Here is a 13,975-nt window from a genome sequence, read left to right on the forward strand (position 1 = left end):
ATCATTGATTTAGTATTTTCTCAATACCATCCTTAATTGCTTCACTATCCTGTTCTTCGTAGAAGCGCCTCACAAAATCAAACATCGTTTTTAAATAGTCATCGTCATCATGACATTGTTCTACAAATTGTTCATGTAACACTTCCAATCCACCGAGGAAGTAACTGTTAAATACCTTAATATTCTCTTCAATCAATTGCTTATCTTCAGTATTTTCCTCTGAAAAAGTAAATGCACGATATAATCGTTTATCCTCGTCTGGTTCGGATTCCTCATCTACAAGCATTAGTATTTGATATACATATTTCAATTCCTGTCTTCTTTTACTGATTACCTCAGCAAGCATACCTGCATTTCCTTCTTCAGAATTATCAATAACACCTTTCCGGTCGTACTGATAACCGATTAATGGACAAACAATATATGCATCTATGTAAGCACTGAAAATCTTAAAATTTGCATGCTGTTCTCTATCAGGAACATTACCTGCTAATTCACATAAGTCCTTCCAGTAGTTTGCGTGCTTTCCAGTGATTCTGAAATCTTTATCAAACATGCGGCACCTCCTCACATAATATGTGTTGCAGTTTCAATTTCCTTACCATTTGCATCTCGGTCTTTTTCAATTCTATAGCTTTTTCCAACATATTTATCTAAATTGACTGACGCGTACTCCCAGTCCTTCTGCATTACAGCCATTACTACTTGGTTAGCAGTATTAGGAAGAATTCTACAAATATTATCAATATGTATTTCGTCTACATTTGAGAAAGGTGCATCCATAACAAGAGGATAAAATTGACCAAGCTTCATATCATCCTCATCTAGGATTTTATCTTTAGCCATCGAAACCAAGCTTGCTATAAAAGCAAAACTCTTTACCGCTTTCAAACCATCAGATTCCTCAGTGATAATATCACTGTATCTCACCCTATACTTATCATCAATTACGATGGAACGCTCTCCGTGATACATCTTGGCGAAATTGTCATTTACTCTTCTTTGCAGCTCATCGCGGACAATCTCTTCCTTCCCTCTGTACGTTTCAAGTAGCCATTCATATACTTTTTGAGAATATGTAATCAACAGAGCTGTCCTTTGATTTTTAGCACTATTCTTTGCATATTTTGCAATAGCAGATTCACAGTTTTTGATATTAGATTCGCATTCACCAAGTTTTCTTGAGCATCCATCATAATCTGATTTTGCTTCAATATATTTTGTATGGGCATCTCTTCTTTTATTTTCAATTTCTTTTGCGTCAGTGTCATCTATAATGAACTTTGATTGTTCTTCAATTTCATTCTGTATCTGAACAATACGCCTCTTGGTAGCGCGGTATTCTTTATACTTGTCCTCAATCTTATCCTTGAAGTCTTCTGTGCCTGCTAGATAACCCTCTGCTTTATCCTTGTACTGTCTAACAGCATCTCCTACATGTTCCGGTGGAAGAACTCTACGTTCTTCCATAACTTTCATATATGGAATAGTCCCTGGATCTAGCCGTGTGCCGCAAATACAATAACCTCTATTTATTAAGTAATCCACCGCATCTTGCTCCATTGCTGGTACGCTTTCTTTTACTTCACCTGCCTTTTCCTTTGCAACTTCCAACATTTCTAAGGACGCTTTAATTGCCGGCAATCCAAAGAAAGCATAAGGTCTTGTGTTAAAGGCCCTTACCATTTCAGCTTTCACCTGAGACAATCTTTGTACCTCTGCCTCTAGAGCCTTTTGTGCCCTATCCCTGTCCTGTTTGGCTTTTTTCACCTGTTCTATATTGCTCTTAGCAAGTTGAGCATCATACTCTTTTTCTTTTCCTAACCAATACTGAACCTGTTTATCATAATTTGCCAATTCCTGTTCATATTCAGCTTTCCGCTTTGTATATGTTTCCAATCCATCTTTTGCACGTTGTGCATTTGAATCTCCAGTGGTATCAATATCACCTTCAAATCCTTTTACAACTGTTTTAAGGTGATTGCTCGCATTTTCTAAAACATCCAGTCGCATCAAACCTCTTACTGCTTTAGATAAGTCCGTTCTGTCAGCAATACTAGAAATACGCTCTCCTCCAAAGAAGAAATAATCAGATAAATCCTTAGGTAAAACTCTATCCATGGATTCCGTGATATTAGCTCTGTCAATTGGGGTTTTAGTTTGTCCATCACTCTGCAAGTATTCCAGCGATAGATTCTCCTCTGGTTTTTTATTCAAATTAACGATTAATTTATCACCTTCGGAATATCTTTCACTACACACATATTTAAATGAGCGCTTGATGGTATATACTTTTTCATCATGAACAAATGTTATAGAGACCCATGTTTCTTGAACATCTCCTCTATTCATATTATTTCGGACTTCACTATTAAGAAGCACAGTATCATCAAAGGCATTTTTTCCATAAAAGCACCATTCAAATGCTCTTACAATTGTGGTTTTTCCTGACGTGTTAACACCAATCAGAACAGTAACATTCTTTTCGGAATCAGAAGAAAATTCTATACTTTGATGACCTATGTACTGTCTGAAATTATACATTTCTAATTTGTTTAGTATCATCTTTTCTCAACCTCCGAAATTATCATCTTCCTAATCTTGTCCTCCATTGCAGGATTAGATTCTTTTTTTACAATATTGTCTGTCTCCATTTCAAGAATCCGCAGTTTAATTTTGTCGAGTTTCTTTTCATCCAAGTTCTGATCCATCTTCATCATCCTCCAATTCATGATTGCTTATCTTATACGTGCATTCTATGTCATTAATAAGTTCATCGGAATCCCTCGAATTCAGTGCAATTTCTCCAAACTCTTTTATTCTCACAAGTTCTCTTTTAGCTAATACCCTTTCGCAGTTATAGTCTGGACTATATGGATCAACTTCATCAAGCGGACGTGAGAGCGTAACAAAATCATAAATAACTGCATATGGTTTGTCCTTTGCTAGTCTTAACACCCTACCTCGCCTCTGAATATATTCTTTTGGATTTGTGGTACTAGCAAGAATAAAAGCGGTTTTAATACTTGGTATGTTCACACCCTCATCCAAACACTTTATAGCTACTATCGCTTGATATGGATCTACTGTGGAAAAACGTCTCTTAATAATTTCTCTCTCTTCCGCAGATTCATTTGAAGTAAAATGTGTTACCTTCATTCCAAATTCATGCCCAAGCATCTGCGATACCAAAACTATTTGACGCTCTCCTTCCTCATCGTTTTCAGATGAATCTTGGTCAAAGTTCTGAACCTTTGTCGCTCCGCAGTAAATCAGCATGTGAGAATCTGTTTTGTAGTCTTTTATTAGCTTTCGTAATTCTGTTAGCTTTCCCCGTGCCCCGGCAACTTTTCTGGCTCGTTGCATCAACAAAGTTTTGCCTTTTTCCGTTATAGTTATTTTTCCATGCTTATCTCGATATATCTCTTTCGAGGCTTTATACGAAATATCTTTGTATTCTGCCAGTTCATCATCATCAAAATAAATGCAAATAGGATAGTAATAGTAAGGAGTAAGCTTTCCTTCTTTTATTGCCCTCTGAAGATCATACTCGATACACTTCTCTCCAAAATAATCAGTTAAACACTTTGTTCCTTCCTTGTCTCCATGCCTTTCAAGCGTAGCTGATAATGCAAGTCTATATTGTATTGTCGGATATAGTTTTTTTTGAAGCCTTGGAGAACCAAAATTATGTGCCTCGTCCACAAGTAAAAGTGTATCCTGACCTAAATTAGCCATAATATCCGAAACAAATTTTGAGGAATATGTGGCATTCGTTGTAACAAAACAAAAGGAATCAATAACTCTGATACTGAAATCAAGCACATCATCTTCCAAGCGTTTCTTCCAATTCTTCTGCCTTGATGATGAATAACCAATGGTCGGTGTCATATTAAATAGTTCTATATCCTCAACCCATTGCTCTACCAAGTGTTGATATGGACAGACTATAATAATTGCTAATCTTTTTTTATCCTCAAATAACTTAACAATAGCACCTAAACCTGTATATGTTTTACCAGTTCCAGTAGCCATGTCGAAAATACCGCGATACCCATTGTTTTTCCACTGTTCAATCGCATCTATCTGATATTTACGAAGTTCAAACCCTTTTGGCATATATGGTATTCCAATATCTAAACTGTCTTCTTGCTCAGTTTCATACTCTTCGATATCTATATCCTCATGTAGCACTTTCTTTTTGTGTACTTTTATTTGTTCTTTCAAAACATTTGGAAATTCAATGACTTCTATATCCTTTGTTTTATTATTCCACAATGACTCAAAGTCCTCTTGCATATCTTCTGCATAGTTTTTTGACTCTTCCCATGTTTTAAATACTACAATAGACTCAAAATTGTTGTAAAAAGCATTAATTGTCTCATTCATAGAACCAGTAAAAACTATTTTGTTACCATTGGCATCTGTTAGTATACCTACCTTTTCATGATACATTCCGGTAATCTTATCAGGCGGTGTAAATGCAACCTTGATCTCCAAAGTACCGTTTTCAATGAGATGTGCCAATAGATTCAATCTTTCTTCTTCAAAATAGTCAACTGGCTCTTTCAATTCCCTCAATAAGGCTTTTTCAATGACATCTCGTTTTTCATATCCTTTATTTATTGCTTCAACATCATCCTTATCAAGATAAGGTGAAACAATAAATTGAATTTTTCCATTATTCTTCACAAGTCCATGTAAGCCCTTAGTTAATCCAATTAAAGCAGTGGACGAAAAAAAGCCAACAGAACGCTGATACAATATTGTTTCTTTTAATACAGGCGTATAAAATTCCTTAACAATATTATTTTTATATGTAGTATAATGCCTTTTCAAGCCAAGTTCCGTAAATGCCATTTTCGTCCTCCTATCTATTGTACTATGCTATATTCCATCCCTTCTAGAATTGGTTTATATTTGTTATCATTTATCTTGATACAGACGCCACAATACGCCTTGTCCGTTACTGGCGTCGGAACAACTTTGCATCCAACATTTGAATTATTTAGTCTCTCCTCTGCTTCAAACACATCACTAGTGCTAAAAAAAACAATATACATCTATATCACCTACAATCCTCCAAGTACCTAATTAATGTATCTATTTCTTCTTTTTTATTGAATGCACTCATACTAATTCTAACAACACCAGATTCCTTAGTTCCTAGTGCTTCATGAGCAAGTATCGCACAGTGTATCCCTCCCCGCGTACAAATTCCACATCTATCTAAAAATTCTACAACCTCATTGGATTTACGATTCATTAAATTGAATCCAACAGTATTTACTCTCTTATAATCTAGATCATAAACTATTACATGCTCTAACCCATTAAGTTTATCAAGAAGGTAATTCATCAATTCGCTTTCTATCTTTTTATTTTCCTCAAATCTCTCTGTACAAACCTCTAAAGCTGATTTTAAGGACCAAATAGCAGGCATGTTAAGTGTCCCTGCCTCATATTCTTCTGGAAAGACATCTGGATTTACATATGAATCCCCTAACACTCCAGTACCACCTTGAATCAAAGGTTTCCATGATGGTTGCTTAACACAGCACAATCCTCCCACTCCCGGAAGTGCCATCAAGTCTTTATGTCCCGTAAACGTAAGATAATCTATGTTCTGTTCTGTCATTGCAAGTCTTATCTTCCCTGCTCCTTGAGATGCATCTACAAATGTAGTCAAACCTTTATTTTTCATAAATTCCATAATATCCGAAGAAAAAACTATTCTACCTGTCAAATTACTGGCAAGTGTTGTTGCAAAAAGCACAGTATTTTCTTTTACGTATTTTTCATAGATTTCTTTTGGTTTTAGCTCTAAATCTTCTCTACTGACTACTGAGTAATCAATAATTCTAGCCAATTTCAGCTGATGTAAGGGTCTTAAGACTGCATTATGTTCATAACAAGATATTATAGCATGGTCTCCTTGTTTTAAAAAACCATTGAAAAACAAGTTAATAGCCTCGGTTGAATTCTTAGTAAATATCACGTTATTAGAACTTAATCCAAAATATTCAGCAACTTTTTTTCTTGTTTTGAAAAGCATCCGCGAAGCTTCAATACCGAGCTGATAACTTCCTCTTCCAGGACTGACCCCAATTTCTCGTACATAATACTCAAAAGCTTTGTATACTTCTTCCGGTTTATATTTAGTTGTTGAAGCATTATCAAAGTAAATCATTAGCTCCCCTTTTTTCCTGCAACCTTGTCACAGATTATACATCCATTATAAAACTTTGCTATGCATTTTTTGCAATGTTGACATTTTGATTCATCTACTGTGTATTTTCCGTGGATCGTATCAATCGCACCATATGGGCACACAGAATCACACGCTGAACACCGAATGCAAAACTGATATTTTCTCATCTGACATTTTATTCGATTAACAAGATTTATACTATCAATTCTTTCTTCTGGTAAAACCTTAATGACATTGGTTCCATAAGTAATGATTAACTCAAAACATTTTCTATATTCTCCAGATTTATCTTTATCGCAAACTGAGATATAAGTAGCGTCTTTTTTTTCTACTATTTTCAAATCACCCAAAGGTTTGAAAAACTCTATCGCATCCTTATTTAGTTTCTTCTCAATAATTATATTTCTTGCCCTGTCAGACAAATTGCAAGCAGTGTCTGTAATAGTAACATTCTTAACTTCTAGTCCACTGGCTCCTCTACGAGTTCTCCATCTACCCTCTTCATAATAATCATCTAGATCAGTTTTTCCAGTTTTCATTGCAAACTCATAAATCATATCTTTCCATTTTTTCATATCCTCAGGATGATATATTTCAGTCAGCATCATAGACCAGTCTGAATTATTAGGGCAACACCAACACCCAACCCTCTTGTATCCATACCGATAACAATCATTGATAAGAATATTTTTGAAAAGAACATAAAGCCAAACATCATAATCTGTCCATTCTATAATCGGCATTGCATTGATTTGTGAGGATATCTTTGAATGCTCTTGCGTTCTTTCATAAAATTTTCTGGCTAATGATTCACTATGTCTGATACCAAGAAAAGACAAGCTTCTACCCGGGAGGTTCTCTAATTCTTTATTCAAATTGCTAGTTTTAAAAATGGTACAACACCAACGTTCGTACTGACTAGGTGGTCCAAACACCTTGCAAAGCTTAAAAAAGTCATTTTCCGTTTCACTTGGCAACATCGGCAACATTGGATTTTCTTTCCTAAATTTTGTCATTACATACTCATAAGTTTCAGAAAATTCAAGTGTAGTATCTCCAAAAAAATGAATCACCGTATTATCTTGTAACGCATCTCTAACAAGTCTGCTGACTACTGTAGAATCTTTTCCTCCCGAAAACGAAACTGTAGGAATATAGTCATAGTTTTTATACTTATTAAAAATATCTACAATGTAGTTTTCTGCCTCAAACACAAGATTTTGAATATATGCCTTATTTGCCTCAACCACTCCCATATATAAGGAGTAATCTCTTTCGATTTTTATATCATTTCGTAATTCTTCAGCACATTTCAGATGTTCCTTAGCTTTATACCATTCTCTATATGGTACCCTGTGCATCTCACCATCGTAATAATACTTACTGGCGCCAAAATACCATATTTTCTTTTCTGTTAAGTCCAAACCAACTATTTTGCTCAGTAGCTTTCTTTCCTGAATGAAAACTGGATTGCATATCGTTCCTTCTGAAATCTTAACAATATCTCCATCACAATTACATTCGTGCATCACTTTATCAAATATTGGTTCGCCACATTTATGACACCAGTAAATCATTTTTCTGCTCCATTCTGTTACATTATTTCATCTAAAAGTTTTGCAATAACTTGCATTTTTTCTTCGTAGCTGATAGCATGTCTGAAAATATCTAACGTAGATTTCATTTTATTAAACATTATCTGGCTATTCCCACTTAATTCTTTTTTGTCAAATTGAGTTGTCTTTGTTTCCACATTACCAGCCTGAATGACAATTTTAATTTCATTATCATTTATTCCATCATGTACTTCATACTCATCTAATTGTCGAATAACATTTTCAAAATCCTCTTCAAAATCCTCAATTTTAGTGTCATTCCAATATTCAATTTCAAAACCTGTTACTAACTTCGCAACATCTTGAACAAGCTGATTATCTGATTCATCTACATTCATATTTTGAAAATACTCAAGCAGTGAATTAGTATGATAATCAAAAGCTTTATGTTTTTTAAAACTCCAATCATCCTCATACTTCTTCTGTAGCCAATGAACAACACCCGTTCCCTCTTCAATTTTAAGTACTTTTCTAAGAACCTTTTCAACGCTTGTATTCTGCAAAACAGGAACATTTTCCAACTCTTGTCTTATTGTTTCAATCTGCATAACAAGTTCTTGTTCATCATCAGAAATCTGCTTAAGTATTTCAAAAAAGAAACGATTATAATCTTTGTAAGAAACACTCATAATATCTCTATATTGCTTAGTTTTGTCAGAAACAAATCTATCAGTACTCCTTGCCGCCTTAGATATTGCAATAAAGTGTCTATTCATTGCAGTATGTAATTCTTTAAGCCTATTCTTTGTCTGCTTGTTCATATAATCTGCAAAAATTCTTTCTAATCCTTCGATGTATTCAATTTGCTTGTTTTGCCAATTACAAATGTAAAGGGAATAATCATCCGGGTTCTCCAAAGCTTTTGACAGTTCCTCTATCGAATAATCCCTTTCTGACCCATGAAAGTACAATGATACATTTTCATAAGGTCTTAATGCGTTAGCAATCAAAATTGAAATATATCCATCTCGCAATCCAAGAGGAGGCTCTTTTAATTCGTTATATATTTCAGCAAAAACAGTTTGAGCTTCCTGACATTTTTTCAAGAACTTTTCTAATGTTTTTTTCACAGGCGTACCAGCATCTTTTCCATTCGGAAAGGAATTGAGCCTATGTATTTTTTCCCCATTAAAGAGACCGTTCTTTGAAAGAACTGATCTAATTATTGTATGCTCAGGCGATAACAACGCACAATTTTTCATAATATCATCATCTTCTATGATATAAGTAAGTGCCTTATTTCTTGCCACTTTAATTGCCCCTGAGATTACATTTTTATTAATCAAATCATTGTTGACAATAAGAGTGTCTGAAAAGGTATTTTTCATCAATTCCGATGCAACTTCTGACAAATCAACATCAGATTTTATGTTTAGTACCTTACCATTCATGAAAGGAATAATTTTTTCTGTTTCGAGAAACCTCCATTGATTTACAATATCATTTATTATTCCTCTTTGCTCATCAAGATATAGTCCTAATTCCTTTTCGACTGTAGGATCATCCTTCTTTAATTCTTCTCTTTTTGAATAAAAATACTTAATGGCAATAAATCTTTTTACCTCATGACGTACTATATCTGCATCACGATTAATAAGCATAATCATTCTTTTAGGTAGTCCATCAATTGCTGCATATTCTTTTTCATCGAAATCTTTGTCCATTACAAAAGCTATTATGCCATCATAATACTTCGGAAGTGTTCTAAAGAAACTCTTTTTGTTCATTTCATTCTTTTGAACAAATACTGGTGCAAAAATTCTGTTCATGTGATAGTCCAAATTATATGCATGAGGATAAATTACAAATCCCGAAAACTCTTCGTTCAAGGTCGCAATTGCCATATCATCACTAATGGATTCTATTTTCTCATCTATCATTGAATCCAGATCGTATATACTGCTATCAAGAAAATCGTAATATCCATATTGGCGCATAAACTTAACAATCTTAAGTTTTTCAATATTTTTTATAGCATTAATAACTTCGTCATCATCACAATCAATCACATGTGTTAATGTATCTCTATCAGCCGCCAAAATAGCGGAATCAGAAATAATATATATTACCGTCATTGCTTTAAGTACACGAATCTCTATCCTGTTCTCATCAATGTTTCCAAGCTTATTTAATGCATATTGCAATTTCTTATACACTGAATAAACCTCTGTTGATCTAAAAGAACGAATATTTGATTCAAAGTAGTCATAAATGTTATCTAGCCCAATGAAATGAAATTTATCACCTCTTAAATTTTTAAGCTGTGTAAACAGAGAATTTTCCTCATCACTTGCCAAATAAGTAAAAAATGTTCTTTCATTCTGAGCTACCTTTTTAGATAATCTATCTAACGCATAAAGAGTTATAGGGTGAAGTGGAAAACCTCCTTCAAATGGATTCCCACCTTCTGGGGGTAAAAGAAATCCCTTAAACTCCCATGCCTGATTGTATAGTTCATTTAACTCTGTCTCATATTTGCTCTTGAATTTTTCCCATTTGCTTGTTTTCGGAATAATATGTGGAATTAGTGACAAACATTGATCATATTTAATATTTATAGACGTAGATTTAAAACGTCCTTCAATCTTTTTCCACTCTTCACTTAACTCTTTTTTCATTTTATCCGTATATAGAGATAACTGTTTATGCGAAACCAAGATTAAATAGTCATCATATTCGGAATGATCACAATACTCTGCTAAATCCTGAATTACTTTTACTTTTACATCTTCACCGGAATCTTCAATATATCTTCCAAATTCATCAAAAACAAATACAATCCCTCTATGTGTTTCGTTTATAACCTGATTTGCAAGTTCAATATTGTCTAAGAGATTACCTGTTTCACTTACAAAAGTTGCGCCAAAAGTCATTCCTTTAAAAACATCATTAAAATTCTTCTCACTGACTGTTTCCAAGTTCTCTAGCCCAATATATAATTCTTTTAAATCAATCCCTGTTTTTTCACATACTTCAGCTAACCTTTTTGAGGATTCTTCACCTGAGTTCCATTTATCAAGAAGTGCTTTTGCCTCGTAAAAGTAACTTTTAAAACATATTTTAATATTGTTTTTATCCAGTTCCTTTTTCAAAGAATATGAAATACACTTATCAAACTCTGGAAAATCCGAATAAACTGGAACTACAAGATATGGCTTGTCCTCTTTCACATATCCTTCAAGAAAGCTGGCTAATGCTGCATCATATTTTCTAATAGACTTACAGAAGATCTTGAACCCTTCTCCCGAAACATTTATATGTCCCAGAATCGCACAAAGAACCGTAAGTAAATGTGATTTTCCAGTACCGTATGAACCGTACAGGATTCTAGAATGCACATCATTATTCCTTTCTATTATGCTATATAAATACTCACCAATAATCTCTGTTGTTGTGACATTGGGAATAAATCCAGCCAACTTCTCTTCGTCTTTTAAATCGAAAAAAACATTTGCTGAATACTTATATTGCTTCTTTTTTACGATTAACTCTGTATAATTCATATCCTATCGTTCCTTATCCCAATAATACTTTTCGAGAAGTTTTGAATAATCCATGTCAACAAGCTCGATAAATCTATTGCCAAAATTATTATTTAAGTTGATATATTTTTTATTTTCTGCCTCCAATAAGGCCTCAATTAGTTTTGAATATCTCATATTATAATATCTTCCTATTTGCTCTTTTTCCTCCATCAGCTTGTCAATACTTATCTGCATACCTGCATGCTCAACATTAGCATTATCCATAGCAATAGAATAAATCAACAATTCAACTGGCACATTACTCTTAGTTAACTGTGCCTTTTCAATCTTCTTTTTTTCATTTACAAACAAAATCCTTAATGGTGCTAAAAAAGGATATGTATCTTCATCCATAATACTCTTTAAATCAAACGTTTTTTCGCTAATGTATGTATTTCTTAAACAGTTATATTCTTTATCTACAGCATCTTTCTTAATTGTCATACCATTTACAGCAAGATAAGAATGAAACGCATCTGAAAATATTTCTTTATCAATCTCCGGACTGTTCCACTCATTAAAAAGCCAGTACCACGCTGTTGCTTCATCTTTGTTCAAAGCAAGGTTACGATGTAAAAGCAGCAGTGAGCCATTTTTTTGAAAATATTTATCATTTGCATTCAATATATGAAACAAATCTGTAGGTTCTTGTTGAATACCTTCAGGTAATTTGTTCTCAATTGTCAATCCCATTGCCACTGACCAATATCTCAAAGCCTTGATCATAATCCTTCCAAGACCAATATTGTCAATCGCCATTTGCTCATTACTAGGAGTAAATATCATGTCATTCTCATTTACTGCTTGAATAATTTTAGTTCCCCATCCGCTTCTCATATAGAAACTGCCATGCTTATTTACGACCATCGCTCACTATTCCTTCCTGTTGCTTATCTTGTTCTGGGATTTTTTCAACTATATCCCCTATGTCACATTCTAAAACATCACATATTTTTTCAAGAACCTTAAGTGTAACTGGTTCATCTTTTGACATTTTTGCCATTGTCCCTGCACTAATTCCAGTCTCCTGACACAAAGTTCCCTTTTTAATTTCTTTGTCAATCATTAGCTTCCATAATTTTTTGTAAGATACCGCCATAATTTACCTACCTTATCCGAATATAAGAATACGAATATCGCATGTGATAATATTGTGTCAAACCATTGTGTCAAACTGCATATGCATATGCATATAAGTTAAATTCTAGCACATTTCTTCATGTTTTTGAAGTTTATTTCTACTTTTTTATTGTTATTTTGTCTAATATGCCTAATTTACTTAATTGAAAACTTAATTGAAAAGCTTAATTGAAAATTAATTAACTTAACAGTATTTCTTTGAACTCTATTGTTCTCTGCCTTATATATTTTCTTAAAGTGTTCCCTTCTTGTCCGTCCACCATGAACTCCACCCCAGTCAATGAAAAAGGCAAAGTCCCCCCTTGGCGGTCAGTAATGCCTTTTTCACAAGCCGAAATTCGCAATTCATTTTATCAAGAAATATCGGTTTGAGGAGTTACCGCCATTCTCCCTATAGCGGTATTCCTTACAAAGTAAGCCACCTTGTATTAAATCAGCAATGGCTCTTTTAACAGTGCTGACTGACATAGAGGTATCTTTTGCAATAGTTTTAATAGCCGGCCAACATTCTCCTTCTACATTGCTCCTGTCTTTCAGATACATATATACGGTTTTTGCACGGGAGGGAATCTCCTCCCGATATAAATTGCCAAAAAAGCTCAAAATTACGCACCCCCTACGTTCTGATAATTGCTTTACGCTTTGAGGCTGTTTCTTCTGACTGCTCAATTGCAGGATAATGAATTGTACCTCCTCGTTTGCCTTGCTCTGTATTGTCCTCTGTCTCTTCATCTTCCATATCTAAAGCCATCGTCTGCCGTATAATGTTTTCTTCCAGCTCTTCCTTGTCTGCATAGTAAACCTTGCGGTGGGATTTTTCTTCTGTTTCATATGCCTTTTCAAAAGTAATGCCCCAATCAAGGAATAGTCTCAGCTTTGTTTTCATTGGATGTACACCAGTTTTCATTACTACAAAATTACCCTTTGGAAGTGACTTGAGTTCATCTGCTGTAAGCAGCGGTCTTTCTATCATCTGCAGGCTTTGTGACGGATCATTTTTCCCTCTGCTGATACTACCGCTCAAAACAGTTCTGCTGCCAAGTGCTTTGGATAAAGTCTGTGCAGTTTCTGAGTTCGGCGCAAAACCTCCGAAGATTGTCAGCTGGCAGTTGTCGGTTATTATTTCACTGCCTTCTTTTCATAGTGATAGGTAAGTCTTTGATATCATCTCTAACTTTTCCCCCACTCCACACCGTGCGTGCGAATTTCCCCGCACACGGCGTTCTATCAAAACTAAATTTTGCAACTTAAACTATATCTGAAACTAAACACGTTATTTTAAATACTTGCCAACTCAAGCATTTTTCTTAGGCGGTTAATTTTAGTCATCTGCTTTTTGTCCGGTTTAATGATATCCAGATAAAACTGGATTGTTTCCGGCTTTTTTGCATGAAGCAACTGGTGAACATTCATTGTTACAAGCACCAAATTGCTATAACTATCATCTTTGCATTTATGGTACGGCGTTTTGTGATGGCAGTGCA

The 13,975-nt window shown here is 34.4% G+C and carries 11 protein-coding genes and 2 pseudogenes; all 13 read right to left on the reverse strand.

Annotation, left to right across the window (positions count from 1 at the left end):
• Position 1 precedes the first annotated feature (1 nt).
• Positions 2-556, reverse strand: a complete 555-nt coding sequence (locus tag LY28_RS14605) for a hypothetical protein (RefSeq protein ID WP_110462927.1) — start codon at positions 554-556, stop codon at positions 2-4.
• An 11-nt stretch (positions 557-567) separates the two neighbouring features.
• Positions 568-2,565: an AAA family ATPase gene (locus LY28_RS14610; RefSeq protein ID WP_110462928.1), complete on the reverse strand. Its 1,998-nt coding sequence runs from the start codon at positions 2,563-2,565 to the stop codon at positions 568-570.
• Positions 2,562-2,711 (reverse strand): hypothetical protein, encoded by a 150-nt coding sequence (locus LY28_RS19200; protein ID WP_165835583.1) that lies wholly within the window; start codon positions 2,709-2,711, stop codon positions 2,562-2,564. Before LY28_RS19200 ends, LY28_RS14610 begins: the two co-directional genes overlap by 4 nt.
• Complete coding sequence (locus tag LY28_RS14615) at positions 2,692-4,860, reverse strand: DEAD/DEAH box helicase family protein (RefSeq protein WP_110462929.1); 2,169 nt, start codon at positions 4,858-4,860, stop codon at positions 2,692-2,694. Before LY28_RS14615 ends, LY28_RS19200 begins: the two co-directional genes overlap by 20 nt.
• Positions 4,861-4,874: 14 nt before the next feature.
• A complete protein-coding gene (locus tag LY28_RS19815; RefSeq protein WP_110462930.1) occupies positions 4,875-5,063 on the reverse strand; it encodes a putative Se/S carrier protein in 189 nt (62 codons plus the stop codon).
• A gap of 5 nt (positions 5,064-5,068) precedes the next feature.
• A complete protein-coding gene (locus LY28_RS14625; protein WP_110462931.1) occupies positions 5,069-6,190 on the reverse strand; it encodes an aminotransferase class V-fold PLP-dependent enzyme in 1,122 nt (373 codons plus the stop codon).
• Positions 6,190-7,788, reverse strand: a complete 1,599-nt coding sequence (locus tag LY28_RS14630; RefSeq protein WP_110462932.1) for a phosphoadenosine phosphosulfate reductase domain-containing protein — start codon at positions 7,786-7,788, stop codon at positions 6,190-6,192. Before LY28_RS14630 ends, LY28_RS14625 begins: the two co-directional genes overlap by 1 nt.
• Before the next feature lie 17 nt (positions 7,789-7,805).
• Positions 7,806-11,330: a hypothetical protein gene (locus LY28_RS14635; RefSeq protein WP_110462933.1), complete on the reverse strand. Its 3,525-nt coding sequence runs from the start codon at positions 11,328-11,330 to the stop codon at positions 7,806-7,808.
• A 3-nt stretch (positions 11,331-11,333) separates the two neighbouring features.
• Positions 11,334-12,218, reverse strand: a complete 885-nt coding sequence (locus LY28_RS14640) for a DUF4007 family protein (protein WP_110462934.1) — start codon at positions 12,216-12,218, stop codon at positions 11,334-11,336.
• Positions 12,205-12,450, reverse strand: coding sequence for a helix-turn-helix domain-containing protein (locus LY28_RS14645; RefSeq protein WP_110462935.1), 246 nt, complete (start codon positions 12,448-12,450; stop codon positions 12,205-12,207). The genes LY28_RS14640 and LY28_RS14645 overlap by 14 nt, the downstream gene beginning before the upstream one ends.
• Positions 12,451-12,836: 386 nt before the next feature.
• Positions 12,837-13,094: a helix-turn-helix domain-containing protein gene (locus LY28_RS14650; RefSeq protein ID WP_110462936.1), complete on the reverse strand. Its 258-nt coding sequence runs from the start codon at positions 13,092-13,094 to the stop codon at positions 12,837-12,839.
• 13 nt (positions 13,095-13,107) lie between these two features.
• A pseudogene (locus LY28_RS14655) lies at positions 13,108-13,629 on the reverse strand (TraM recognition domain-containing protein); the annotation flags it as partial.
• Between the two features lie 140 nt (positions 13,630-13,769).
• A pseudogene (locus LY28_RS19375) lies at positions 13,770-13,975 on the reverse strand (group II intron reverse transcriptase/maturase); the annotation flags it as partial.

The organism is Ruminiclostridium sufflavum DSM 19573, from assembly GCF_003208175.1.
Taxonomy (GTDB): Bacteria; Bacillota; Clostridia; order Acetivibrionales; family DSM-1351; genus Ruminiclostridium; species Ruminiclostridium sufflavum.

Bases quoted from the DNA above. Each gene is read 5' to 3' on its own strand.
- LY28_RS14605 (WP_110462927.1), bottom strand. From the start codon at position 556: ATGTTTGATAAAGATTTCAGAATCACTGGAAAGCACGCAAACTACTGG.
- LY28_RS14610 (WP_110462928.1), bottom strand. From the start codon at position 2,565: ATGATACTAAACAAATTAGAAATGTATAATTTCAGACAGTACATAGGT.
- LY28_RS19200 (WP_165835583.1), bottom strand. From the start codon at position 2,711: ATGGATCAGAACTTGGATGAAAAGAAACTCGACAAAATTAAACTGCGG.
- LY28_RS14615 (WP_110462929.1), bottom strand. From the start codon at position 4,860: ATGGCATTTACGGAACTTGGCTTGAAAAGGCATTATACTACATATAAA.
- LY28_RS19815 (WP_110462930.1), bottom strand. From the start codon at position 5,063: ATGTATATTGTTTTTTTTAGCACTAGTGATGTGTTTGAAGCAGAGGAG.
- LY28_RS14625 (WP_110462931.1), bottom strand. From the start codon at position 6,190: ATGATTTACTTTGATAATGCTTCAACAACTAAATATAAACCGGAAGAA.
- LY28_RS14630 (WP_110462932.1), bottom strand. From the start codon at position 7,788: ATGATTTACTGGTGTCATAAATGTGGCGAACCAATATTTGATAAAGTG.
- LY28_RS14635 (WP_110462933.1), bottom strand. From the start codon at position 11,330: ATGAATTATACAGAGTTAATCGTAAAAAAGAAGCAATATAAGTATTCA.
- LY28_RS14640 (WP_110462934.1), bottom strand. From the start codon at position 12,218: ATGGTCGTAAATAAGCATGGCAGTTTCTATATGAGAAGCGGATGGGGA.
- LY28_RS14645 (WP_110462935.1), bottom strand. From the start codon at position 12,450: ATGGCGGTATCTTACAAAAAATTATGGAAGCTAATGATTGACAAAGAA.